The sequence below is a fragment of the Aliidiomarina maris genome (assembly GCF_003987335.1).
In the GTDB taxonomy this organism is placed as follows: Bacteria; Pseudomonadota; Gammaproteobacteria; order Enterobacterales; family Alteromonadaceae; genus Aliidiomarina; species Aliidiomarina maris.
In genome coordinates this window covers 110,663-135,288 of record NZ_PIPK01000007.1, presented here as the reverse complement: position 1 = coordinate 135,288, position 24,626 = coordinate 110,663, and the positions used below count along the sequence as shown (strand labels likewise).

General features: G+C 50.1%; 23 protein-coding genes and 2 tRNA genes. 12 read left to right on the top strand and 13 right to left on the bottom strand.

What is annotated here, in order from left to right; all coding sequences use genetic code 11:
- Positions 1-6: 6 nt before the first annotated feature.
- The 12 genes from holA (at position 7) to lipA (ending at position 10,987) form a co-directional block, all read left to right on the top strand.
- On the top strand, positions 7-1,110 hold the full coding sequence (holA, locus tag CWE07_RS09070; protein ID WP_111569483.1) for a DNA polymerase III subunit delta: 1,104 nt from the start codon (positions 7-9) through the stop codon (positions 1,108-1,110).
- The gene (nadD, locus tag CWE07_RS09065; protein WP_111569484.1) at positions 1,110-1,790 is read left to right on the top strand and encodes a nicotinate-nucleotide adenylyltransferase; all 681 of its coding nucleotides are present in this window, start codon (positions 1,110-1,112) and stop codon (positions 1,788-1,790) included. Before holA ends, nadD begins: the two co-directional genes overlap by 1 nt.
- Positions 1,791-1,906: 116 nt before the next feature.
- Positions 1,907-2,227, top strand: coding sequence for a ribosome silencing factor (gene rsfS, locus CWE07_RS09060; RefSeq protein ID WP_111569485.1), 321 nt, complete (start codon positions 1,907-1,909; stop codon positions 2,225-2,227).
- Between the two features lie 6 nt (positions 2,228-2,233).
- Positions 2,234-2,704, top strand: coding sequence for a 23S rRNA (pseudouridine(1915)-N(3))-methyltransferase RlmH (gene rlmH / locus CWE07_RS09055; protein WP_111569486.1), 471 nt, complete (start codon positions 2,234-2,236; stop codon positions 2,702-2,704).
- A complete protein-coding gene (gene mrdA / locus CWE07_RS09050; protein WP_111569487.1) occupies positions 2,704-4,641 on the top strand; it encodes a penicillin-binding protein 2 in 1,938 nt (645 codons plus the stop codon). The genes rlmH and mrdA overlap by 1 nt, the downstream gene beginning before the upstream one ends.
- Positions 4,628-5,755: a rod shape-determining protein RodA gene (rodA, locus tag CWE07_RS09045; RefSeq protein WP_111569488.1), complete on the top strand. Its 1,128-nt coding sequence runs from the start codon at positions 4,628-4,630 to the stop codon at positions 5,753-5,755. Before mrdA ends, rodA begins: the two co-directional genes overlap by 14 nt.
- Before the next feature lie 34 nt (positions 5,756-5,789).
- Positions 5,790-6,833, top strand: coding sequence for a lytic murein transglycosylase B (gene mltB, locus CWE07_RS09040; RefSeq protein ID WP_241974112.1), 1,044 nt, complete (start codon positions 5,790-5,792; stop codon positions 6,831-6,833).
- Positions 6,817-7,626 (top strand): septal ring lytic transglycosylase RlpA family protein, encoded by an 810-nt coding sequence (locus tag CWE07_RS09035; protein ID WP_111569489.1) that lies wholly within the window; start codon positions 6,817-6,819, stop codon positions 7,624-7,626. Before mltB ends, CWE07_RS09035 begins: the two co-directional genes overlap by 17 nt.
- A gap of 116 nt (positions 7,627-7,742) precedes the next feature.
- Entirely contained in the window at positions 7,743-8,906 is a 1,164-nt protein-coding gene (locus tag CWE07_RS09030) for a D-alanyl-D-alanine carboxypeptidase family protein (RefSeq protein WP_111569490.1), read from the top strand.
- 8 nt (positions 8,907-8,914) lie between these two features.
- A complete protein-coding gene (gene ybeD, locus CWE07_RS09025) occupies positions 8,915-9,178 on the top strand; it encodes a DUF493 family protein YbeD (RefSeq protein ID WP_111569491.1) in 264 nt (87 codons plus the stop codon).
- Between the two features lie 197 nt (positions 9,179-9,375).
- Positions 9,376-10,038, top strand: a complete 663-nt coding sequence (lipB, locus tag CWE07_RS09020; RefSeq protein ID WP_111569492.1) for a lipoyl(octanoyl) transferase LipB — start codon at positions 9,376-9,378, stop codon at positions 10,036-10,038.
- Complete coding sequence (gene lipA / locus CWE07_RS09015; RefSeq protein WP_111569493.1) at positions 10,022-10,987, top strand: lipoyl synthase; 966 nt, start codon at positions 10,022-10,024, stop codon at positions 10,985-10,987. The genes lipB and lipA overlap by 17 nt, the downstream gene beginning before the upstream one ends.
- Before the next feature lie 72 nt (positions 10,988-11,059).
- Here the strand turns inward: lipA and CWE07_RS09010 are convergent, their stop codons facing one another.
- The 13 genes from CWE07_RS09010 to secG form a co-directional block, all read right to left on the bottom strand.
- A complete protein-coding gene (locus CWE07_RS09010; RefSeq protein ID WP_111569494.1) occupies positions 11,060-12,406 on the bottom strand; it encodes a hypothetical protein in 1,347 nt (448 codons plus the stop codon).
- Between the two features lie 4 nt (positions 12,407-12,410).
- Complete coding sequence (nlpI, locus tag CWE07_RS09005; protein WP_111569495.1) at positions 12,411-13,325, bottom strand: lipoprotein NlpI; 915 nt, start codon at positions 13,323-13,325, stop codon at positions 12,411-12,413.
- Positions 13,326-13,348: 23 nt separating this feature from the next.
- Positions 13,349-15,094, bottom strand: coding sequence for a gamma-glutamyltransferase (ggt, locus tag CWE07_RS09000; RefSeq protein WP_111569496.1), 1,746 nt, complete (start codon positions 15,092-15,094; stop codon positions 13,349-13,351).
- Positions 15,095-15,221: 127 nt separating this feature from the next.
- Positions 15,222-17,324: a polyribonucleotide nucleotidyltransferase gene (gene pnp, locus CWE07_RS08995; protein ID WP_111569497.1), complete on the bottom strand. Its 2,103-nt coding sequence runs from the start codon at positions 17,322-17,324 to the stop codon at positions 15,222-15,224.
- A gap of 149 nt (positions 17,325-17,473) precedes the next feature.
- Positions 17,474-17,743, bottom strand: a complete 270-nt coding sequence (rpsO, locus tag CWE07_RS08990) for a 30S ribosomal protein S15 (RefSeq protein WP_111569498.1) — start codon at positions 17,741-17,743, stop codon at positions 17,474-17,476.
- Positions 17,744-17,829: 86 nt separating this feature from the next.
- Positions 17,830-18,777: a tRNA pseudouridine(55) synthase TruB gene (truB, locus tag CWE07_RS08985; protein ID WP_111569499.1), complete on the bottom strand. Its 948-nt coding sequence runs from the start codon at positions 18,775-18,777 to the stop codon at positions 17,830-17,832.
- On the bottom strand, positions 18,777-19,172 hold the full coding sequence (rbfA, locus tag CWE07_RS08980) for a 30S ribosome-binding factor RbfA (protein ID WP_111569500.1): 396 nt from the start codon (positions 19,170-19,172) through the stop codon (positions 18,777-18,779). The genes truB and rbfA overlap by 1 nt, the downstream gene beginning before the upstream one ends.
- A 91-nt stretch (positions 19,173-19,263) precedes the next feature.
- Complete coding sequence (gene infB / locus CWE07_RS08975) at positions 19,264-21,945, bottom strand: translation initiation factor IF-2 (protein ID WP_111569501.1); 2,682 nt, start codon at positions 21,943-21,945, stop codon at positions 19,264-19,266.
- Between the two features lie 22 nt (positions 21,946-21,967).
- The gene (nusA, locus tag CWE07_RS08970) at positions 21,968-23,464 is read right to left on the bottom strand and encodes a transcription termination factor NusA (protein WP_111569502.1); all 1,497 of its coding nucleotides are present in this window, start codon (positions 23,462-23,464) and stop codon (positions 21,968-21,970) included.
- 24 nt (positions 23,465-23,488) lie between these two features.
- Entirely contained in the window at positions 23,489-23,917 is a 429-nt protein-coding gene (gene rimP / locus CWE07_RS08965; protein WP_420836544.1) for a ribosome maturation factor RimP, read from the bottom strand.
- Positions 23,918-24,082: 165 nt separating this feature from the next.
- A tRNA-Met gene (locus CWE07_RS08960) sits at positions 24,083-24,159 on the bottom strand.
- Between the two features lie 81 nt (positions 24,160-24,240).
- Positions 24,241-24,327, bottom strand: a tRNA-Leu gene (locus tag CWE07_RS08955).
- A gap of 8 nt (positions 24,328-24,335) precedes the next feature.
- Complete coding sequence (gene secG / locus CWE07_RS08950; RefSeq protein ID WP_111569504.1) at positions 24,336-24,626, bottom strand: preprotein translocase subunit SecG; 291 nt, start codon at positions 24,624-24,626, stop codon at positions 24,336-24,338.

Here is a 24,626-nt window from a genome sequence, read left to right as displayed (position 1 = left end):
TCACCCATGCAAGTGTATAGCAATCAACTCGCCCAACACTTACAAGGCCCCTTGCAGCCACTCTACTTAGTGTTTGGTGATGATGATTTTTTACGCTTGCGTGCACTGCGTCAAATTCGACAGCGAGCCAGCCAATTGGGCTTCGACGAGCGCTTACAGTTTAATCAACAGCAAGATTTCAGCTGGGATGAGCTCGCCACGAGCGCGCAAAACCTATCTTTGTTTAGTCAATTGCGCAGCATTGAGATTGAATTACCAACAGCATCACCTGGCCAAGATGGTGCTAAAGCCCTGCAAGCTTGGCTTGATAACCCGCCAGCAGACACCTTACTCATTCTGCATGGCCCTAAGCTTAAGCCCGAGCAGCAACGCAGTAAATGGTTTAAAGGCTTAACGGAATACGGCGTCTTTGTACCCGTTTACACGCCAGATAACGCCCAATTTGGACGCTTTATTCATCAGTTGGCCGCAGAATACCAGCTCGAGCTCGCCCCTGACGCGGTGCAATTACTGCAACAATGGTTTGAGGGAAATTTACTCGCCCTTGACCAGAGCCTACAGAAAATAGCCTTGAGCCAGAGCCATACTCAGTATTCTGCGCAGCGTGTACCTGTCAGTCTGGAGCTGGTCGAGCAGCATGCACAACAGCAGTCGCGATTCGATATTTTCGCACTGCAAGACCCACTGCTAAATGGCCAAATTGAACTGTTTATTCAGCGCTTGCAACGCCTGTTAGAAACCGATGCGGAGCCGGTACTCATCCACTGGTTACTACAGCGTCACTGCACTATTTTACAGCAAGCTAAGCAATTGGTTGCAAATGACCAAAGCCCTGCCCAAGCCTTACAAAAACAAGGTGTGTGGAAGAATCATCAAAGCCTGTACCTACGCCACTTACAAGCCTGGGACGACAGTCGTTACGCCAAAGCCAGTGCGCTATTGTGGCGCTGCGAGTTAGCCATCAAGCGCGACAGCAAAGAAGATCTCGCCACTTTATTTTGTCATCTTGCGATTGTATATCAGTTGGCAGACAGCCCATTGCAAGTGGCGGACGCGATAACCCGGGCAGATATTCAATCCCTTGTACTACCACTTGAGGCAGCAGTTTAATGTTCCAGGTAAGGCCAAAAAAGGCAAGGCCACAAAGTGTCGCATTATTTGGCGGAACCTTTGACCCGATACACTTGGGGCATACCCGCCCGCTGTCAGAGCTCGCCGACCAATTTGGCTGGTCACATGTACATTTACAGCCTTGTTTTGCGCCGCCGCATCGCCCAGCGCCCGCTGTCAGTGACACACATCGTATGCGCATGGTCGAGCTTGCCTGCGAAGACGATCCACGCTTAGTCGCCGATGATTTTGAACTGCGCCAGCAACAGCCAACGCGCACGGTTCACACCCTCGCCCACTTGCAACGCCAACACCCGCAAGCAAGTTTATGCTTTATTATGGGTATGGACAGCTTCATTAATTTCACTCAATGGCTGAACTGGCAAGGGATTCTCGAGCTCGCCCATGTTATTGTCCTTCCCCGCCCAGGCTATCAGCTCGAACAAGTGCCGGAAGAGCTGCAGCAACGCTTAACCCAGCAAGGCGCTCCAAACTTGGCGCAATTTAGCCATGGCAGCGGCCTAATTCATCTTGCCGATACCCAACACCAAGCGATTTCCGCGACCCAACTGCGCCAACAATTAGCCGCACGCAATATCGATACGCCCTGCCCTGAGCTACTTGCACCTAAAGTGTATACTTACATTCAACGCCACGGTTTATATCAAGCCAAAGTCTAGTTTGACTACCATGATAGGCCAAAAATTGGCGCCTAAAACCCGAAGTTATTATCTACCTGCGCTGAACTCGTGTTAAACTGCGCGGTCAAAACCAGTCCGTAGTTAGGAGAGATAGATTGCAAGGGCAAAATTTGCGCGACTTCGTAGTCGACAAAATCGAACAAATTAAAGCACGTGATATTACTATCATTGATGTCACTAAAAAATCAGATGTCGCAGACTTTTTAATCGTGTGCTCAGGAAACTCCAAAACCCATGTTCGCAGTATTGCCAACCACGTTGCCTTAGAAGCCAAGCACCAAGGTTTTGCAGCGATCGGTATTGAGGGCGAGTTAGACTCTGAGTGGGTATTGGTTGATTTCGGCGATGTCGTGCTGCATGTGATGCAAGACGCTACTCGTGACTTCTACCAGCTTGAGAAACTCTGGGGTTTATAAGTCGTTATGCGTTTGCAAATGCTCGCGGTAGGCAGCAAAATGCCAGATTGGGTTAGCGTAGGATTCCAGGAATACGCCCGTCGCTTACCGCCTGACATGCCGTTGCAACTGACTGAAATTGCTGCAGGAAAACGTGGCAAAAAGGCAAATATAGCGCGTATCACCGAGCAAGAAGGTGAACACATGCTAAGCCAGGTGAATAAAGGCTCACGGATTGTCACTTTAGAGGTTGAAGGACGGCCATGGTCGACCTCTAAGCTTGCCCAGCGCATGCAGCAATGGCAATTGGATGGCCGCGACGTTAGCTTTTTAATTGGTGGGCCTGAAGGGTTATCGCCAGCATGTATACAGGCAAGTGAAGAAAAGTGGTCATTATCGCCGTTGACCTTGCCCCACCCGATGGTTCGCATCATCGTTGCGGAGGCGTTATTTCGAGCTTGGAGTTTAAATAACAATCATCCATACCATCGGGAATAATGAAACCTAAACGCCGACCTACGATTCACGACCACACCATAGAAGCAAACTTGTTTGCTCGTCGTGCTATCGCTTGTATGGTCGTTGCGGCCGCGGTATTCCTGGTATTGCTAACAAATCTTTACCACCTGCAAGTCACCGGCTTTCAGGAATTCCAAACGCGTTCAAATTCAAATCGCATTACCGTGCTACCCGTCGCGCCAAACCGTGGACTTATTTATGACCGCAATGGTGAGATCTTGGCTGAGAATGTACCTGTTTACAGCATTGAGATTGTTCCCGAAGAAGTCGATGACCTAGACGATACGCTGCACCGTTTAGCGACGCTACTTGAATTAGACGAGACCGCAGTTGAAAGTTTCCGCAGCCAACTACGCCGGGCCCGGCGTTTCCCTCAAATCCCTTTTGCGGACAATATCAGTGAACAGCAAGTTGCGCGCTTCTCCTTGCACCAACACCACTTTCCCGGCGTGTCCGTTGAGGCGCGTTTACAACGTCACTATCCCTTTGGCGAATTATTTACCCATGTGGTTGGATATGTCGGGCGTATCAACCGCCAAGATATAGAACGCCTGCGCGCCAATGATGAGTATGGCCGTTATGCGGCTACGCGTACCATCGGTAAGTTGGGGGTGGAACGTTACTACGAATCTATTTTGCATGGCCGCCCAGGTTATCAGACCGTTGAAGTAAATAGCCGCGGTCGGGTGGTACGCACCCTGGACTTTACCCCGCCTGTTCCGGGCCAGGATATCTATCTGGAAGTTGATATCGAAGTGCAGAAAATTGCGATGCAACAGTTGCAGGGGCGACGTGGCGCGATTGTGGTAATGGACAGCGATACCGGTGGCCTACTGGCGATGTATTCTAACCCAAGTTACGACGCTAACTTATTTGTGCATGGTATTTCAGTGCAAGACTACCAGGCGCTGTTGCAAGACCCCAACAATCCACTGATTAACCGTGCCTCCCAAGGGCGCTATCCGCCCGCGTCCACAATTAAGCCGCATATGTCGTTGCTCGGTCTTGAGTCGGGCTTAATTGACATTAATACACGGGTTTGGGACCCAGGCTACTACCAATTACCTGGCGTCGAGCGACGTTTTCGTAATTGGCGCAGCTGGGGTCATGGTTGGGTGGACATGAAAAAAGCCATTCAAGTGTCAAACAATACCTATTTTTATAAGCTTGCCCACGAGCTTGGCATCGACCGCATTCACGACTTTATGGCTGAACTTGGCTTTGGTCAGTCAACTGGCATTGATATTCACGAGGAAAACGCAGCACTGCTGCCCTCTCGTGGCTGGAAGCGCGCTACATTGAACGAGCCTTGGTACACGGGTGAAACACTGTCCGTTGGCATCGGGCAAAGCTTCTGGACAGTCACCCCACTACAGCTTGCTACTAGCACCAATACCATTGTCACCAAGGGTAGACGCTTACAACCAAGATTTTTACGTGCCGTTCGCCACGGCGAAGAGATTGAGTATCAGGAGCCGTTTGAACTACCTCCGCTGCAACTGCGTAGCAACGACTATTTTACGGCAGTCATGGACGGCATGGAGCGCGTCATTAGTCGCGTCGACGGCACCGCGCATGCGGCTTTTCTGAATGCACCCTATCGTGCGGCGGGCAAGACGGGGACGGCACAGGTAATTAGCCGCGCCGAAGCGGAACGCACCCCGGAATATGAAATTGTTGACGGCCAGCAAGTACCCATAGAGGTTGATGAGCGGTTACGCGACAATGCAACCTACATTGGCTACGCCCCTGCCGATGACCCACAAATTACCGTCGCTATTGCGATTGAGAACGTCGGCGGTGGTGGTCGTAATGCCGCTCCGATTGCACGGCGGATCTTCGACTTTTACTTTGATTATCAACGTGAGGTTGAGTTAGTCACATTGCCGTTGGAGCGTGATCATGCACGAGACTAACCCACGCAGCTTATCAGCGATATTCCAACGCTTCCATATTGACCTACCCTTGCTCTTAGCTTTGATTGCATTGTGTTGTATTAGCTTGGCAGTCATTTATAGCGCAGGTGGGCAAAATATTGACTTAGTTGAGCGCCAGGTCGCACGCATTGGCTTATCATTTGTTGTTCTGTTGGTGTTTGCACAAATTTCTCCGGATACTTTTAAACGCCTTACTATCCCAGTATTCATCGTCGGTTTGGCGTTGCTTGTAGCGGTGCTGTTAGTGGGGGTGGTCGGTAAAGGTGCACAACGCTGGTTGGATCTCGGGGTCGTGAGAGTGCAGCCCTCGGAGCTGATGAAACTTGCCGCACCGATGATGCTAGCTTGGTTCTGCGCGCGTCAACCACTGCCGGTACGCTGGACTACGGTGTTCATTGGCTTGTTTCTAGTGTTAGTACCCACTTTACTGATCGCTCGCCAACCCGATTTGGGCACTGCATTGCTGGTGTTTAGCTCGGGTATTTTTGTGTTGTTTTTAGCAGGCATGAGCTGGCGACTGATTATTATGGGCCTGCTTGCTCTGGGTGCGTTTTTGCCCGTTGCTTGGTTCTTTTTATTACATGGCTACCAACGGCAGCGCGTTTTGACGTTTATAAATCCAGAAAGCGACCCTTTGGGCGCCGGGTACCACATTATTCAATCCAAAATTGCGATTGGTTCAGGTGGCCTTGAAGGTAAAGGCTGGTTGCAAGGCACACAATCACAACTGGAATTTTTGCCGGAACGCCACACAGATTTTATTTTTTCGGTTTTCAGTGAAGAATTTGGCTTAATTGGTGTCATAGCTTTACTGTTTATTTACGGCTTTATTATCTATCGTGGCCTGCTGATTGCTATACGCGCACAACATGTATTTAGTAAACTGTTGGCCGGTAGCATTACGATGACCGTTTTTATCTATGCATTGGTCAATATCGGCATGGTATCAGGGTTGTTGCCCGTGGTCGGTGTGCCATTGCCACTGATTAGTTATGGCGGCACCTCAATGGTTACCATTATGGCAGGGTTTGGGATTCTGATGGCAATCGGCACGCACCGCCGTTTGACCTTACGAGACGAGCCTGGCCGCTAACAAACGCATTTTACTTATCACTATGGACATGATTATGTGCCCTCAGAATTCTGCATCGCCTTTTTTCCGCCGTATTGCCAGCTTGGCAAAATTTGTCATGACTGGTATCGGCCTTAGCGCTAGTGTCGCGGTTTATGCACAACAAGAAGTGAGCCCTAGCGCCACCACGGAAGCAGCTAAACAAGCATTTATTCAGGAGCTTGCACAACAACATCAAATCGACCCTGATTATATCACTCAGTTACTCGACTCCGCCCAACGCGATGAGCAAGTATTGCAAGCAATTCAACGCCCATGGGAAGCACGTCCGTGGCACCAGTACCACGGTATCTTTTTGACCGAGCGCCGTATTCAGCAAGGGGTCGCATTTTGGAATGAACACCAAGACACCTTGGCCCGTGCGGAGCAAGAATTCGGCGTCCCTGCGTCTTTGATCGTCGCGATTATTGGGGTCGAAACCTTTTACGGCCAGTATATGGGTAATTACCGAGTGCTTGATTCACTTTACTCGTTAGGCTTTTATTACCCGCCGCGAGAGCGCTTTTTTCGTAGTGAATTGGGTGAATTCATTCGTTTAGCTGCCGCCGAAGGACTCGACCCAGAAGCCATTAAGGGCTCTTATGCCGGTGCGATGGGCTATGGCCAGTTTATTTCCTCGAGCTATCGTGCTTACGCGGTTGATTTTGATGGCGACGGCCAGCGTGATTTACTAAATAACAAAGTCGATGCTATTGGTAGCGTTGCCAACTACTTTGCCCGTCACCGTTATCAGAAAGGTCAGCCCGTAGCGGTTCCAGCATGGCCTAACCGAGTTGAGGACTTAGATACCTTGGTATCGTCGCGCGGCCAGAACTTAACCCACACTGTGGGCTCGTTACGCGCCGCTGGGGTCGATTTTATTACCCAGATGGGTGACGATACGCCAGCACGCTTATTCCGTTTTGACGAGCAAGATGGCGCCAGCTACTGGGTCGGTTTGCCAAATTTTTATAGCATTACACGCTATAACCACAGCCCGTTGTACGCCCTTGCCGTGCACTTATTAAGTGAAGAAATTCGCCATGCTAAGCAACAATAAATGGTGGGTATTGCTTGCGCTTGGTAGTGTGGTGCTAACCGCCTGTAGCGCCAAACCTGAAGGGCGTTACCAAATGCGTAACGACCAGGCACCACTGCGCACCCCAACGGCTGCAGAGTTGACGCCGTTAGAGCCACGCTATGAACCTTTGTCGCGTCAGGGCAACATGGACTCTTACTCGGTGTTTGGACAAACCTATCATGTGCTACCCAGTGCTCAGGGGTATAGCGAAGTGGGTCGCGCGTCTTGGTATGGCGAAAAATTTCACGGTCATCTGACGTCCAATGGCGAATACTACGATATGTACGGTTTGTCTGCCGCCCATCGCTACTTGCCATTACCTACGTATGTTAAAGTGACCAACTTAAATAACGGCCGCGAGGCGATTGTTCGGGTCAACGACCGCGGTCCGTTTCACCCCGAGCGCATCATTGATTTGTCATACGCCGCCGCTTACAAGCTTGATATGCTGCACAGCGGCACCGCACCCGTGCGGGTGGAAGCTATCTTTATGCCGCCGCCGTTAGTTGCCAGTCAAGCGGACGGCGATACCAGCAGCAGCTCCACGGGCACTGAGGTTGTTTACATTCAGTTGACCGCGCTAAGTGACCCTACTCGGCTGACTGAACTAAAAGCCAACCTGGCAGAAAAATATGCGTTGAATGCAACCTCTCGCGAACGCAATGGTCTACATCGTTTATTGTTAGGGCCGTTTAATGAGAGTCAGGCCAGTGAATGGCTGCAGCGCTTACGTAATGACGGCTTTAACCAAGCGTTTCGCGTTAACCAGTAGTGAAGCAACACGTAGTTTTTGTTACAATCAACAGCCTGTGCGGGCTAGTTAGTTTGGTCATCGACCAGCGCTCGCGCAAATACCGTCAACCCTGAATAAATGAGATAAATAGCGACATGCGCAAAGTCTTTTCCAACCTTACCCTGTCTTCTTGTATCGCGGCAGCTACCCTTTTTACCGCGTCGGCTACCGCTGTTGTGCCCTCTGCTCCTTCTGTTAACGCCAAAAGCTATATCCTTATGGATTATCGCACCGGTCAGGTGATTGCCGAAGGTAGTGCCGATGAGCCGCATGGGCCCGCGTCATTAACTAAAATGATGACCAGTTACATTATTGGCCACGAGCTATTACGCGGCACCATTAGCGAAGACGACATGGTCACCGTCAGCGAAAACGCATGGGCACGTAACTTCCCTGGCTCGTCGTTGATGTTTATTGAAGTTGGTCGTCAGGTGCCAGTACGTGAATTAAATAAAGGCATTATTATTTCATCTGGCAACGACGCCACCGTGGCGATGGCCGAGCATATCTCAGGCACTGAAGATGCCTTCGCCGACTTGATGAATGCCCATGCCCAGCGTTTGGGTATGTACAACACCACATTTGTGAACTCGCATGGTTTACCAGCACCAGGCCAAGTAACCACCGCCCGTGACATGGCGATTCTGGGCCAGGCACTTATTCGTGACGTGCCGGAAGAATATGCGATTTACGCCGAACGCGAGCATACCTATAACGATATCCGTCAATATAACCGCAACTCGTTGCTATGGGATCGCTCCCTCAACGTAGATGGCATCAAAACCGGTCACACCCGTGAGTCTGGCTTTAGTTTGGTGACTTCCGCAGTGGACGGTAACACAAGATTAATTACTGTCGTAATGGGCACCGACAGTGAGCGTGCACGCGCCGCTGAGAGTAAGAAGCTACTGAACTACGGTTTTCGCTTTTTCGAAACCGTCGACGCCTATAGTGCGGGAGAAAGTTTTGTCGAGCATCGCCTATGGGGCGGCGAAAAAGACGAGGTATCACTTGGTGTAGACCAGGATGTCGTGTTGACCTTGCCACGCAACCAACGTCAGAATTTAACCGCTAACTTCGTCCTTCATTCGGCTCTTGAAGCCCCGATTGCCCGTGGCGACGAAGTTGGTGAACTGATTCTTAGCTTGAATGGCGAAGACTTAGCCACTTTCCCACTGGTTGCACTGGAAGATGTCGCTCAAGGCGGCTTCTTTAAGCGTATGGTCGATAGCATTCGCAAGAGCTTTTCAGACGAGTAAGGACCACTATGCAAACTAAATTTGACGAGCTACTCGATTTCCCTTGTGATTTTACTTTCAAAGTCATGGGGTTAACGAGCCCAACCCTGCAAGATCAAATTGTCTCAGTGGTGCAACAGCATGCGCCTGGCGACTATCGTCCGCAGCAGCGTCCATCGAGTAAAGGCAACTACACGTCTATCTCGATTAGCGTGGTGGTTACCAGTAAAGACCATGTGGAAACTTTATATCGCGAATTGTCGGCCATTGATGACGTTCGTTACGTACTGTAAACAGCATCACGATCTAGTTATTCAAAACGCGGCGCTGGCCGCGTTTTTTTTATCCGCGCTTTGCTTGGTTACCCCTTGAGCTAGAAAAACCTTACGGCTTCTAAGGTGTAACCTGAGCGCAGGACAGGTATAATACGCAAATTGATTAAGCGAATGTGGTGGTTAACCATATTCATCATTGACACACAGGCTTCCGATTGACTGAATTAACGATTAGATATCTTGGCCGCATGGACTACACCCAGGTTTGGCACGCCATGCAGGCGTACACAGACCAACGTGACGCAAGCGCCAAAGATGAAATTTGGGTGGTTGAGCACCCGCCTGTATACACCCAAGGCCAAGCCGGTAAAGCCGAACATATTTTGGCCCCAGGGGACATTCCCGTGGTGCAGGTTGATCGCGGTGGGCAAGTCACCTACCACGGTCCTGGCCAGTTAGTGGTGTATTTTTTGATTGACATACGACGCCGTAAAATGGGCGTGCGTCAACTTGTCAGCGCGATTGAAGACACTGTTGTTGCGGCACTTAAGCGCTACGCAATCCAGTCGGCACCAAGAGCCGACGCGCCGGGCGTGTATATTGGAGAGCAAAAAGTTTGTTCGTTGGGGCTAAGAATTCGGCGCGGTTGTTCGTTTCATGGCTTGGCGTTGAACGTTAACATGAATATGGAACCGTTCTTACGAATTAACCCATGCGGTTACGCTGGTATGCAAATGACGCAAACGTCTGCCCATGGTGGCCCGGACAACTTAGACGAAGCCGCACACGCAATTAGTAATGCATTTATTGAGCTGTTGGGCTACCAACAGACACACGAAGTAAAGGGGCTGAATACAGACTATGAGCAAGCCAGTTAGACTACAGCCAGGCGTCAAAATGCGTGACGCTGATAAAATGGCACTGATCCCAGTACAAATTATTCCAACTGAACGTGAGCAGATGTTGCGCAAGCCTGAATGGCTGAAAGTTAAGCTGCCCGCTTCGACGGAGAAAATTGACCATATTAAGAAAGCGATGCGCAAACACGGTTTGCATTCAGTATGTGAGGAAGCCTCTTGCCCGAACTTACCTGAGTGCTTTAACCACGGCACCGCAACCTTTATGATCTTAGGTGACATTTGTACGCGCCGGTGTCCATTCTGTGACGTAGCCCATGGTCGTCCGCTACCGCCAGACGCCGAAGAAGCACGTAAACTTGGTCTTACCATTCGTGACATGGGTGTACGCTATGTGGTGGTAACCTCTGTTGATCGCGACGACCTGCGTGACGGTGGTGCGCAGCATTTTGCTGACTGCATTCGCGAAATCCGTGCCCATAGCCCAGACATCAAAGTCGAAGTATTAGTGCCTGACTTCCGTGGACGCATGCAAATTGCCCTCGATATTTTAGAGGGTGAAGCACCTGATGTGTTTAACCACAACCTTGAGACCGTGCCACGTATGTACAAAGCGGCACGCCCTGGGGCAAACTATCAATGGTCGCTGGATTTACTTAAGCTCTATAAAGAGCGCCGTCCTGATGTGATGACCAAGTCAGGCTTAATGGTTGGTCTTGGTGAAACCAACGAAGAAATTCTCGAAGTGATGCGAGATTTACGTCGCCACAACGTCGACATGCTCACCATCGGTCAGTACTTGCAACCTAGCCGTCACCACATCAAAGTTGACCGTTATGTGCACCCTGACGAGTTTGCGATGTTTAAGCGCGAAGCTGACAAGATGGGCTTCACCCACACAGCTTCAGGCCCGCTCGTGCGCTCCTCATACCATGCAGACTTGCAAGCTGCAGGCATTGAAGTGTCCTAAGCACTCAGCCGCGTAATACCTTTAAAAGCCACTATCCTGACAGATAGTGGCTTTTGTGTTTCTGCGCGGTGCCTATTTTAAATGGCTGTCGCTGTACCCAAGTAAATGCTGACGCATTAACTGAATATATAAGTCAGGCACAACACCGACTTCATGCTGCTGCATAAAAGTGGTCTTTGCCACTGGCCGCCAAGCTTGAAAGCCCGTGCCTTCGCAGGTATCCACAGCGAACAAGCCAATTTGCTCTGGATTCGCAGACCCTAAGACCTCTGCACCTGACGCCTGACGTTGCGCGATAGGTTGTTGTAACCAAGCCTGCCACGGCAACTCGCGCTGAACAGCCACCACTTGGTCAGCGTCGAGCGCGTCTGCATCACGCGGTGTGATATATAGGTTTTGCGCATTAAATGTGTAATCACCGCGACAAAATGCTGCGGCTAAAGCCGGCGCCATCGGGTATTCGTCGGCTAAACCAAACATGTGTCCCAACTCATGTACCCACACGCTAAAGCTCGAGGCTGCGCTAATACTCATCGCCCGGCCGTGCACATTGGCGCGAGCTGGAAGGCTGGCGAACTGGTGCTGCTGTGCTGCGACTGTCACTTGATAGCGCTGGGTATCAACGTCACAACGCAAGCGCCCGGCGCTAGTCTCCTCGCACTGTGCCGGCTGCTGTGCCTCGAACCAGCATAGACCGAGATCAGCCATGGGATGCTCGCGTAATTGCAATAACCAAGCATACAGCTGTTCACGCCCCTGACCACCTTCAACACGTAGCTCAACCTGAGCGCTACAAGCCCCTGTGTGCCATTTTAGGCCCGTGGTACTTGCCAACTGCTGAGCCAATATTTGGCGCTCTAGCCAAATTGAATCGGGCGCTAACGCAGCCTCATTTGCCAGTATCTGTTGCCAGTTTAACTCTTGGTCTTGCAGCCATGGATGATTAAACAATAGGCGCATCAGCGCTTGGCGTTGCATCTTAGGTAATTTACGCACGTCTTGCTCACCGCTTAATAAGGTTGCAACAGCTGCATCGGGATCGGTCGCCAGCAAATCGGCAGCGAGCCGCAGTATTTCTGTCTCGTCACCTAACAGGCTGGCTTGTGAGCGCCAATAATCGCGCTGGGAGGGGATATAGTCGGCGAGTAGACGGGCAGCATGGGCATCCCCCTGCTGCACGCCTAACCGTAAGTAGTGTAGGCTTACGGCTCGTTGACCAGACTGCCAAAGCGTCTGGCCTATGCTGGTACTGGCTTCGCTAACACCATAAAAACTGGCTGGGTAGGCAACCGCTTCAGGACTGCGCTCAAACAGCTGCTGCCAGTAGCCATGTGTGACAGGGCTGCTGGCCCCTAAGCTGAATGTAAGCAGCACCACACCGAGCCAGCGCAGCCAGGCAAAGCTCGCCACCCGCCGCATGTAGTTAGCCTGGATAACGGATCGCGTCTAACTCTAAATAGGCGTAGCGATGCTCAATAAATTCATACAAATTGGTTGCCAAAGCAAGCTTAAAGTAATTGGCTGCTTCGTCGTTCTCACCTTGCATACGTTGGTATTTACCTAAATAAAAATACGCTTCAGCTAAACGCTCAATCAGACCTAACTGATCTTCAACGCCTTCTAATGTGCTCGCCATCAGTTGTTGCGGTGATATTTCCTCGGTAAATAAACGCACCAAGTTCCTTTCCCAGCGATCACCCAGACCTTCCTGGCGTTCAACCAGTAATGCGTACGCTCGCTCTGGGTCAATTTGTAAGTCAGCAAAGAACAACCAGAGTACACGATACGCATCATCCTGTGCCTGATAGTGGAAATCAGCTAAATCCACTTGGGCAAGTTCATACTGACCCGCGTAATAGGCCGCAATGCCACGGTTAAGCAACACATAAGGGTGCTCACCATCCAGCTCTAGCACACTATCAAAGGCCTCAAAGGCCATTTCAAAGTCGCCGGCTTGAGTCGCATGAATACCAATATAGTTATAGGCATCGGCCATCCCAGGGCGATACTCCAGCACTTGATTAAAATCGATTCGTGCCAGTGTACTTAGACCCAAGGCGTCATACAGTGCGCCACGGCGATAATGCAGCACAGCGCGCTGTTCACGACTTAAGTCATGCTCATGAATGAGCTGCGAGATTTGCGCAATTTCTATCTGACGCTGCGGGTTTGGCAATAAAGGCTCAACTAAAATAAACTGGTTCGCTCGCATGTCTGCGGACGAGCCTGTAGCCGATGTTTGCGCACCGCCAGCTGCCCCTTGCCCTTGCGGAGCTGAGGCGCAAGCGGCTAAAACACACACCCATAATGCAACACAAACTAACCGTAAATTAACCACATGAACCCCAACTTATTACTTAATTAAAAGCCTGCAGCATGACCGTCCTTACGGCTCTCTGAGGCACCCTTATAGATATCCTGCTCGGCATCGTACCAAATCGCTTGATAACCGCCATACGGGCCAACCGCCTCTTGCAAGCGATGACCCATTTTAACGAGTTCACGGCGGGTTGCGTCAGAAAACCCGTTTTCCAAGCTTAAAACGCCGCCATCGCTCATTTGCTCCCCAGTAGGTTGGCTTGAACCTGAATGCAAGATACGCGGCGCGTCGCCCGCTTCCTGCAGGTTCATGCCAAAATCTAGCATATTAATCAGAATCTGCGCGTGCATTTGCGGCTGTGTACCCCCACCCATAACACCATAGCTCATAACTGGCTTGCCGTCCTTAGTGACGAATGCTGGAATAATGGTATTGAAAGGCCGTTTGCCGGGTGCATATCCATTGGCATGCTGCTCATCGAGAACAAACATTTCACCGCGGTTTTGCAGCACAAAACCGGTTCCAGCCGGGGTAATGCCTGACCCCATACCACGGTAATTGCTTTGAATGAGTGACACCATATTACCCTGTTGGTCTGCTGTGGTGAGATAAATAGTGTCCCCCTGCATTGGCGGGTTACCGGGCTCATAGGCACGCCCTGCCCGTTCAGGATCAATTAATTGGCGACGTTCTGCGGCGTACTCTTTGGAGATAAGCCAATCCACAGGTACATCCTGAAAATCCATATCCGCATAAAACTTAGCACGGTCTTCAAAAGCGAGCTTTTTGGCTTCGACAAAATGATGAATATATTCAGGGCTATCAAAACCCATGGCCGCTAAGTCGTAGTCTTCCAAAATATTTAAAATTTGCAGTGCTGCAATACCTTGGGTATTTGGTGGCAGCTCCCACAAATCGTATCCACGATAATTGGTGGATACCGGCTCGACCCACTGCGATGTATGATTCGCCAAGTCCTGATAGCTTAAAAAGCCACCGTGCTCGGCAACAAAGTTGCTGATTGCGTGGGCGATACTGCCTTGATAAAAGGCGTCCCGTCCCTCCTGAGCAATCGTTCGATACGTGTTAGCTAAATCTGGGTTACGAAAACGTTGGCCTTGCTGTGGCGGTTGGCCGTCTTTTAAGAATACGTCAGCAAAACCAGGAAACTCAGATAAAACTTCGGCGTTGCGGCCAAAATAATACGCAATCACCTCAGTTACTGGGAATCCAGATTCCGCATAGTGAATCGACGGCTCAAATAACGCGGCCCAATCTAACGCGCCGAAGCGTGAATGCATTTCATGCCAGCCGTCCACCGCGCCGGGCACCGACAGGGTGAGTAGCCCTCGTTGGGGTATTTGCTCAATGCCCTGCTCACGGAAATAATCAAGGGTAAGGCTTTGCGGTGATCGCCCCGACGCATTCAATCCATACAGTTGTTCGCTTTCGGCATGCCAGATAATTGCGAACAAATCGCCGCCGATGCCGTTGCCAGTCGGCTCCACCAACCCCAGTAACGCGTTGGCTGCAATGGCAGCGTCAATCGCATTACCGCCCTGACGCATGACCTCTAACGCAACTTGCGTCGCTAACGGCTGACTGGTTGCCGCCATCGCGTCAGGTGCCATTGCTTCAGAACGCGACGCAAAGTGGTGCCCAGTCACACGATCATAACTACTGACTGGTGCGCTAATAGCAGCCGTCAGCGCCAGCGTGGCGGCGAAGTATCCGAATTTGCGTGTGGGTCTATTAAATGCGCGGGAATGAATGGCAGGTTTTGGCATAGGGCATACTCATAGTCACTTGAATGATATCTAGTTATACCACTTTGCTGGGCCAAAAAACAAAAAAGCCAGACAACTTAGTGTCTGGCTTTTGTAACGAGCTATGTATGCGCTCGAGTAAGTTAACTTACTCTTCGTTACTTGCTGGCTTTTCAGCTGCTTCTTTCATACTTAAACGCACACGGCCTTGGCGATCGATTTCCAATACTTTGACTGCTACTGTGTCACCCACACTCATGTGATCAGCAACGTTTTCAACGCGATCGTCAGAGATTTGTGAGATATGCACTAAACCGTCTTTACCTGGTAATACAGTTACGAACGCACCGAAATCAACGATACGTGCCACTTTACCTTGATAAATACGACCTACTTCAACGTCTGCTGTAATCGCTTCGATACGAGCGACTGCCGCTTGCGCGTCAGCTTCTGAGGTTGCAGCAATCTTAATCGTACCATCGTCATCAATTTCGATGTTGGTGTTAGTCGACTCAGTCAATTCGCGGATAACTGCGCCGCCTTTACCGATAACGTCACGAATCTTCTCAGGATTGATTTTCAAGATGTGGAAACGTGGTGCGTAGCTTGATACTTCTTCACGTGCGCCACTCATGGCTTCGTCCATCACATTCAAAATGTGCAAACGCGCAGCACGGGCTTGAGCCAATGCTTTTTCCATGATGTCTTTGGTGATACCTTCAATCTTGATATCCATTTGTAGCGCGGTTACGCCTTCACGGCTACCTGCTACTTTGAAGTCCATGTCGCCAAGGTGATCTTCGTCACCCAAGATGTCAGACAATACGACGTAATCATCACCTTCTTTAACCAAGCCCATTGCAATACCAGCAACAGATGACTTGATTGGTACGCCAGCATCCATCAATGCCAACGAGGTACCACATACTGAAGCCATTGAGCTTGAGCCGTTTGATTCAGTGATTTCAGATACCACACGCACGGTGTACGGGAATTCTTCGGCTGATGGCATGACAGCCAAGACACCGCGCTTAGCTAAACGACCGTGACCGATTTCACGACGTTTTGGTGAACCGACAAAGCCAGTTTCACCGACGCAATACGGAGGGAAGTTGTAATGCAACATGAAACGGTCGGTACGTGCGCCCATGATTTCGTCAATGTTCTGACCGTCACGCTCAGTACCTAGTGTTGCAACCACGAGTGCCTGGGTTTCACCACGGGTGAACACGGCAGAACCGTGCGTACGTGGTAATACGCCAGTGGCAACGTCAAGGGCACGAACCATATCAGGTTCACGGCCATCGATACGCGGCTCACCTTTAATCACGCGGCTACGTACCACATCGCTTTCTAAATCGTGGAAGAAGTTGCCTGCCGCTTTCTGGTCCAGCTCTTCAAACTTCGCAGCCAAAGCTTCCATCACTTCAGTGCGAGCAGCTGTCAGCTTGTCGCGACGCTCAGTTTTATCAGTGATGCGGTAAGCTTCACCAATTTTGTCTTCAGCCAGTTCTTTCACTGCAGCTTTCAATTCTTGATTAACTGCAGGCGGCTGCCAATCCCACTTCGGGGTGTTGACCTCAGCAGCAAATTCATTGATTGCGCTGATCGCTGTTTGCATCTGCTCGTGACCGTAAACTACGGCACCTAACATTGCTTCTTCGCTCAGCAAGTTCGCTTCTGATTCAACCATTAATACAGCAGCTTCTGTACCTGCAACCACTAAATCAAGATCAGAGGTTTGCAGTTCAGTTGCCGTCGGGTTCAACACATATTCGCTGTTAATCACACCAACGCGTGCTGCACCAATTGGACCAGCAAACGGAATGCCAGACACAGCCAATGCCGCTGAAGTACCCAGCAACGCAACGATATCAGGAGAGATTTCAGGGTTCAAAGACACCACAGTCGCAATGACTTGAACTTCGTTTTTGAAACCTTCAGGGAATAATGGACGAATTGGACGGTCAATCAAACGTGAGGTTAAAGTCTCGTTTTCAGTTGGACGACCTTCACGCTTAAAGAACCCACCAGGGATTTTACCTGCCGCGTATGTACGCTCTTGGTAGTTAACCGTCAGCGGGAAGAAATCCATGCCTTCGTTAACGTCTTTCTTACCGACAACAGTTACTAAAACTGCTGTGTCATCAATGCTTGCCAATACTGCACCCGACGCTTGGCGTGCGATAGCCCCCGTTTCTAGGGTGACCGTGTGCTGACCGTACTGGAACTGTTTTGTTATAGGATTCACTATGTTTTTTCCTTCACCTTTGTTGGTCTTTTACCCAAGACCCTACTTTCGCTTATTTCTCGCGACACAGTATAACGAAGTCGCGTATAAAATAAGAGCAGAAAAGCAAAAAAAAGGGGCCGAATAGGCCCCTTTTTTATTGAAACTGATTAACGACGCAGTTCTAAGCGGTTGATCAGGTCTAGATAACGCTCGTTGCTCTTACCTTTCAGGTAGTCAAGCAATTTACGGCGCTGGCTTACCATGCGCAACAAACCACGACGTGAGTGGTGGTCATGGATATGCTCTTTGAAGTGACCTTGTAAATGGTTGATTTGAGCAGTCAACAGAGCTACCTGAACTTCAGGTGAACCTGTGTCGTTCTCACCACGGCCATAATCTTTAACGATCTGCGCTTTTACTTCTGCACTTAGTGACATAGTGTTCTCCAAAATAAGCCCGACCGATCACTAATTCAGCCAGGGGTTAAAATCGCTGCGAATTATACGCAGCTCGTAGATGCTTTTCAAGCTTTGTCGGGCTGTTCAAATACCACCACGCGTTTTGGCCACGCACGGCCGTCTTCGCGATATTCTGCTACCCCCAGAAACACACCGTGCTCGCTCTCCACACGCACTTGCGTGCCAGCAGCGTAACGATGTGCATCGACAGGTTGCCCATGCAAGAAGCCATCGCTTTGCACCAAGCCAGCGTGAATCATTGGTAAACGCGCAACCGGGCTGTCTAACGCCAGCAAATGCTGGTCGATGGCGGAGTAATCGGCATCGGGTTGCTCTCGGTCAGGCGCAAAACTAGCTAATTGCTCAACGCTTAGCATGCGCTCGGCCGGGTAGTCTGCGACTGCCAAGCGGTGCAGCATAGTGACATGGGCGCCACACCCTAAAGCTTGGCCTAAGTCGTCCACTAACGAGCGAATATAGGTGCCCTTACTGCAATGCACCTCAAGCTCGACCATATCACCTTCAAACTGCAATAAATCCAGCCGGTAGATGTGCACCGGGCGCGCAGGGCGCTCGATTTCAATGCCTTTACGTGCGTACTCATAGAGTGGCTTGCCTTCATGCTTTAGTGCCGAGAACATGGATGGCACTTGCATAATCGCACCACGCAATGGTTCTAATGCGGCGGCAAGCTGACTCGGGCTTACGTCCACGGGTCGAGTTGCCACCACGTCACCATCTGCATCCGACGTATCGGTACGCACACCTAACTGGGCACGCACCCGATAGACTTTGTCGGCATCCAACAGGAACTGGGAAAACTTAGTCGCTTCACCTAAACAAATCGGCAGCATGCCAGTCGCTAGCGGGTCTAACGCGCCGGTATGCCCTGCTTTTTGTGCATTGAACAAGCGCTTTACCTGTTGCAATACGCGATTCGACGATTCACCCTGGTGCTTATTTACCAACACCACGCCATTCACTGGGCGTCCTTTCTTACTCCGTCGTGCCACTATTCGTCGTCCGTCTGGCCTGATTGTTTCTTGCGCTCAGCGTCACGTTGGGTCGCTTCATTAACTAAGCGAGCCATACGAATACCTTCATTTAATGAAGGGTCATACTCAAAGCGTAAGTTTGGCGTAATACGAGCTTTCAAACGCTTGCCTAACAGCGAGCGAATAAAACCATTGGCGTCATTTAACACTTTCAGGGCTTCTTTAACGCTATCAGCATCATCGTTTAAAAACGTTACAAACACCTTGGCGTAGGCTAAATCTTTCGACACTTCCACGTCAGACACGGTTGGCATCACCACCCGCGGGTCTTTAATTTCACGTTGTATAATTTGCGCCACTTCCCGCTGTAACTGCTGCGAGAAACGGTCCGTACGACTAAATTCTTTACCCATGATTCTCTCCTTTACAGATACACACATGGGGGCTACAGCCCCCATGTTATCTACCTGTCAGCCTAACAACCTGATGTTGCTTAGACTGCCATTATAGTGAGCGTTCAACCTTAACGGTTTCAAACACCTCAATTTGGTCACCAACTTTAACGTCGTTATAGTTCTTCACCCCGATACCACATTCCATACCGTTGCGAACTTCTTGTACGTCGTCTTTAAAGCGGCGCAGTGATTCAAGTTCACCTTCGTAAATAACGACGTTATCACGTAGAACACGAATCGGTGCAGAGCGCTTAACCACGCCCTCGGTGACCATACAACCTGCGATAGCACCAAGCTTCGGTGACTTAAATACGTCGCGAACCTCAGCCAAGCCAATGATTTCTTGCTTGAATTCAGGTGCCAACATACCCGTCATCGCTTGCTTGATTTCATCAATCAAGTCATAGATAACGCTGTAATAACGTAGGTCGACTTGCTCGCGCTCAACTGCACGTTTAGCAGTCGCATCCGCACGTACGTTAAAGCCAATCACGATAGCGTTCGACGCACCGGCCAAAGTGACGTCGGTTTCGGTGATACCACCTACACCGTTACCAATAATATTCACTTTAACTTCATCGGTAGACAGCTTTTGCAAGGATTCTGCTATCGCTTCCAACGAGCCTTGTACGTCCGCCTTCAGAACAATATTCAATTCCGATACTTCGCCGTCGGCCATGTTGCTGAACATGTTCTCCAGCTTAGCTTTCTGCTGACGCGCCAGTTTGATATCACGGTACTTACCTTGACGGTAGTTCGAAACTTCACGGGCTTTTTTCTCGTCACGTACCACAGTTACTTCATCACCCGCTTGAGGCACCCCTGATAAACCAAGGATTTCTACTGGAATTGAAGGGCCCGCTTCCGAGACTTCCTGACCTGTTTCGTCACGCATAGCGCGCACTCGACCATACTCGAGACCACACAACACGATATCGCCTTTGCGTAAAGTACCGCTTTGAACCAAGATGGAAGCAATCGGACCACGGCCTTTATCAAGACGCGATTCAATCACGACACCCTGTGCCATGCCGCTGTCATCAGCTTGCAAATCAAGTAGTTCTGCTTGGAGCAAAATAGCTTCAAGCAGTTCGTCGATACCGCTACCAGCTTTGGCTGATACGTGAACGAACTGGGTGTCGCCACCCCACTCTTCTGACAATACGTTGTGCTGTGACAATTCTGATTTCACACGATCTGGGTCAGCTTCTGGTTTATCCATTTTGTTGACCGCAACCACTAAAGGCACACCAGCAGCTTTAGCGTGCTGAATACCCTCAATCGTTTGTGGCATCACGCCGTCATCGGCTGCGACCACTAGAATGACCACGTCAGTCGCGCCCGCACCACGTGCACGCATGGACGTAAACGCCGCGTGACCAGGAGTGTCTAAGAAGGTGATCATACCGTGACCAGTGTCTACGTGATATGCACCAATGTGCTGGGTAATCCCACCGGCTTCACCCGCTGCCACTTTGGCTTTACGAATGTAATCCAACAAAGAGGTTTTACCATGGTCAACGTGACCCATCACAGTGACAACCGGCGCACGAGGCTTCAATTCACCTTCTTCTTGGCGATCGTCAAGAACTGACTGCTCAAGGGCATTGTCGTTGACCAGCACTGGCTTATGACCTAGTTCTTCAACCACTAAAGCCGCAGTTTCTTGATCTAGCACCTGGTTAATGGTGACCATCTCGCCCATTTTCATCATGGTCTTGATTAATTCACCGGCTTTTACAGCCATACGGCTAGCCAATTCACCGACCGTAATCGTCTCGGTAATCCGAACTTCACGTTCAACTGGTGACGCTGGCTTCTGGAAACCATGCTGCAAGGTTGAAGGTGCGCGCATCTTACCGCCTTTACGACGACGCTCGCGGCGCGGTGCTTCTTCGCGCTCTTCGTCTTTACGGCTACGCTTTTTCTTAGCGCGGCGCGAACGACGTTCTTCATCGTTATCTTGCTGATCTTCAGCCTGCTTAGCAGTTTCAGAGGTGGTAAAGTGAACCTCTTCTTCTTCTGCCTTCTTGCGCTTGGCTTCTTCTTCCTGCCAACGCGCTTCGTTTTCCTCTGCTAGGAGACGTGCCTCTTCAGCTTGACGAGCTGCTTCCGCTTCTGCCTTTTTCTTGGCCTCTTCTTCCTGAACTTTACGCAGGCGCTCTTCTTCGGCTTTCGCTTCGTCAGCTTTCTTGCGCTCTTCCGGACTCATGGCCGCACGCGCTACTTTTTCAGCTTCTTCGCGCTGCTTATCTTTGCGCGCTTTTTCAGCTAAACGCTTTTCTTCCGCTTTGGCCTTTTCTTCCGCCGCTTTACGTTCTGCTTCTGCTTTCGCTTTAGCTTGGGCTTCTGCTTCTGCTTGCGCCTTCGCTTCAGCTTCACGTTCTGCTGCTAAACGCTCTTCTTCCTGTTTAGCTAATTCTTCAGCGGAAGGACGCTTCACATAGGTACGCTTTTTACGCACTTCAACTTGAACCGCTTTCGCTTTACCGCCACCACCAGCAACACTTAAAGTGCTTTTGGTTTTGCGGGTCAACGTCATGCGTGTCGGTTCTGATGTACCAGAACCGCCATGTTGCTTATTCAAGTGCGTCAGCAGCTTCTGCTTTTCATCTTCTGACACATTGTCACCAGCCTGCTTGCGCATGCCGGCTTCTTCAAATTGCGTTAACAACCGTTCAACGGAGGTACCAATGTCGCTGGCGAGCTTCTCTACTTTAACTTCTGCCATTTATTTCTCACCTCACTGACTGTTATTCGTTTTCGCTAAACCAGCAGATATTACGAGCTTTCATGATCAGCTCGCCTGCTCTTTCAGCGTCTAAAGATTCAATTTCTGAGAGGTCATCAATGCCCTGCTCAGCTAAGTCTTCTAAGGTTTTTACGCCCTTAGCGGCCAATTCATAGGCCAAATGCTTATCCATACCTTCAAGGTCAACTAAAGCTTGATCTGGTTCCGCACCTTCTAACGATTCCTCGGTGGCCAAAGCTTTGGTGGTCAGGAAGTCTTTCGCACGAGTACGCAACTCCTCAACCATATCTTCGTCCATACCGTCGATCGCCAGTAATTCAGCCACTGGTACGTACGCAACTTCTTCCAGCGAAGAGAAACCTTCGTCGATTAATACGGCAGCGAAATCAGCGTCAATGTCCAAACCTTCCGTGAATAGCTTGCTCAAGCGACCCGCTTCTTCTTCATTGCGCTTGTTAAAGTCTTCCACCGTCATCACGTTGAGCTCCCAACCGGTAAGTTGGCTAGCTAAACGAATATTCTGACCGTTACGACCAATCGCTTGGGCTAAGTTGTCAGCTTCCACTGCGATTTCCATGGTGCGAGTTTCTTCGTCCATAACAATCGAAGCAACTTCTGCCGGCGACATCGCATTAATCACGAATTGCGCAGGGTTTTCGTCCCACAATACGATATCAATACGCTCACCACCGAGCTCACCTGAAACCGCTTGAACACGTGCACCACGCATGCCGACACAGGCACCGACTGGGTCAATCCGGCGGTCATTGCTTTTCACCGCAATTTTCGCGCGTAAACCTGGGTCACGAGCTGCGCCTTTGACTTCAATCATTTCTTCGCCAATTTCCGGCACTTCAATGCGGAACAGCTCAATTAAGAAGTTCGGGTTTGTGCGACTGACGAATAATTGCGCACCACGGCTTTCTGGACGCACTGCATACAGTAAACCGCGTACACGATCACCTGGGCGCACCATTTCGCGCGGTAACATTTCATCACGGAAAATAACCGCTTCTGCGTTATTACCCAAATCCAAAATAATATTGTCGCGGGTCGCTTTTTTCACGATACCGCTAATTAATTCACCGACTTGGTCTTCGTACTCTTCTACTACCATAGCGCGCTCAGCTTCACGCACCTTCTGCACGATAACTTGCTTGGCAGTCTGGGTAGTAATACGGTCAAACTTAATCGATTCAATTTGCTCTTCGACGTAATCACCCAGTTGTAACTCCGGGTCATCATATTGCGCAGCGGAAAGGCTCATTTCCGCATATGGGTTTTCCATTTGCGCGTCATCTGGAATTACTTTCCAACGACGGAACGTATCAAAATCGCCAGTCTGGCGGTTAATGCTGACGCGAACTTCAATTTCGCCGTCATACTTTTTCTTAGTAGCAGTTGCTAGCGCTGATTCCAAAGCTTCGAAGATTTTATCTCGAGGTACCGCTTTTTCATTCGACACCGCTTCTGCAACCATCAAGATTTCTTTACTCATGTTCGTGCCTCGCCAACGAAATCCTCAATCAAAATTCGGGACTATATTTGCTTTTTTAATGGTAGCTACGTCCACTTCAAGGGTCTCTTCACCCACTTCAAAGGTCACAACGTCGCCTGCTACCTGCGATATCACACCAGTAAATTTGCGCTTGCCGCTTACTGGTACATTTAATGCTACTTGGGCCTTCTCACCGGCGAACTGCGCATATTGGGCAGCGTTGAACAAAGGTCTGTCCATACCTGGAGATGACACTTCTAAGTTGTATTCCGTGTTAATTGGGTCCTCAACGTCAAGTACCGCGCTCACCTGATGGCTGACACGGGCGCAATCGTCGACAGAAATACCTTCCGCATGGTCAATATACACACGCAGGGTTGAATGCTTGCCGGCGCGAATAAATTCCACACCCACCAGTTCATAGTCTAGCGCTTCTACTGCCGGCGCCAGCATCTCAGTTAAACGTTCAGTAATGGTCGCCAAGGCGTCCTCCAGAAATAAAAAAAGGGCTTAAAAGCCCAGTTTTTGGTGACGATAAACTTACTTCATCACAGGGCAGATAGCAAAAAGCCCCGCTTACTGTGTCGGGGCTTTTCAACCAAACTGGGACCCTGTAAATGGTTGCGGGGGCAGGATTCGAACCTACGACCTTCGGGTTATGAGCCCGACGAGCTACCAGACTGCTCCACCCCGCGTCCGATTGCCACTATTATACTGAACTAGCGGCTTTATTCAACACCGTAACGGCTACAATGCTGATAAATGGGTAATTTATTTGGTGCCGAAGACGAGACTTGAACTCGTACGCTCAGAAGAGCACCACCCCCTCAAGATGGCGTGTCTACCAATTCCACCACTTCGGCAAATTTTGTTACATATCGTCCGGTAATGTTGGAACGCTTAGGTCGCTCCAATCGTCCTGGACTTGGCTGCCGCCAGCTGCCATGTTGCCTAAAATCAGGCTCAGCAGGAAAAACGCAACGGCCAAAATAGTGGTGGTACGGGTCATGAAGTTACCAGAACCACTTGAACCGAATACCGTATTTGACGCCCCAGAACCAAATGACGCGCCCATTTCAGCGCCTTTACCGCGTTGCAATAAGATCATTGCAATCAAAGCAATAGCGCATAATAGGTATAACACTAAAAATATCTCGTACAT

Bases quoted from the DNA above. Each gene is read 5' to 3' on its own strand.
- holA (WP_111569483.1), top strand. From the start codon at position 7: ATGCAAGTGTATAGCAATCAACTCGCCCAACACTTACAAGGCCCCTTG.
- nadD (WP_111569484.1), top strand. From the start codon at position 1,110: ATGTTCCAGGTAAGGCCAAAAAAGGCAAGGCCACAAAGTGTCGCATTA.
- rlmH (WP_111569486.1), top strand. From the start codon at position 2,234: ATGCGTTTGCAAATGCTCGCGGTAGGCAGCAAAATGCCAGATTGGGTT.
- mrdA (WP_111569487.1), top strand. From the start codon at position 2,704: ATGAAACCTAAACGCCGACCTACGATTCACGACCACACCATAGAAGCA.
- rodA (WP_111569488.1), top strand. From the start codon at position 4,628: ATGCACGAGACTAACCCACGCAGCTTATCAGCGATATTCCAACGCTTC.
- mltB (WP_241974112.1), top strand. From the start codon at position 5,790: ATGTGCCCTCAGAATTCTGCATCGCCTTTTTTCCGCCGTATTGCCAGC.
- CWE07_RS09035 (WP_111569489.1), top strand. From the start codon at position 6,817: ATGCTAAGCAACAATAAATGGTGGGTATTGCTTGCGCTTGGTAGTGTG.
- CWE07_RS09030 (WP_111569490.1), top strand. From the start codon at position 7,743: ATGCGCAAAGTCTTTTCCAACCTTACCCTGTCTTCTTGTATCGCGGCA.
- ybeD (WP_111569491.1), top strand. From the start codon at position 8,915: ATGCAAACTAAATTTGACGAGCTACTCGATTTCCCTTGTGATTTTACT.
- lipA (WP_111569493.1), top strand. From the start codon at position 10,022: ATGAGCAAGCCAGTTAGACTACAGCCAGGCGTCAAAATGCGTGACGCT.
- CWE07_RS09010 (WP_111569494.1), bottom strand. From the start codon at position 12,406: ATGCGGCGGGTGGCGAGCTTTGCCTGGCTGCGCTGGCTCGGTGTGGTG.
- ggt (WP_111569496.1), bottom strand. From the start codon at position 15,094: ATGCCAAAACCTGCCATTCATTCCCGCGCATTTAATAGACCCACACGC.
- rpsO (WP_111569498.1), bottom strand. From the start codon at position 17,743: ATGTCACTAAGTGCAGAAGTAAAAGCGCAGATCGTTAAAGATTATGGC.
- rbfA (WP_111569500.1), bottom strand. From the start codon at position 19,172: ATGGGTAAAGAATTTAGTCGTACGGACCGTTTCTCGCAGCAGTTACAG.
- infB (WP_111569501.1), bottom strand. From the start codon at position 21,945: ATGGCAGAAGTTAAAGTAGAGAAGCTCGCCAGCGACATTGGTACCTCC.
- nusA (WP_111569502.1), bottom strand. From the start codon at position 23,464: ATGAGTAAAGAAATCTTGATGGTTGCAGAAGCGGTGTCGAATGAAAAA.
- rimP (WP_420836544.1), bottom strand. From the start codon at position 23,917: ATGCTGGCGCCGGCAGTAGAAGCGCTAGACTATGAACTGGTGGGTGTG.
- secG (WP_111569504.1), bottom strand. From the start codon at position 24,626: ATGTACGAGATATTTTTAGTGTTATACCTATTATGCGCTATTGCTTTG.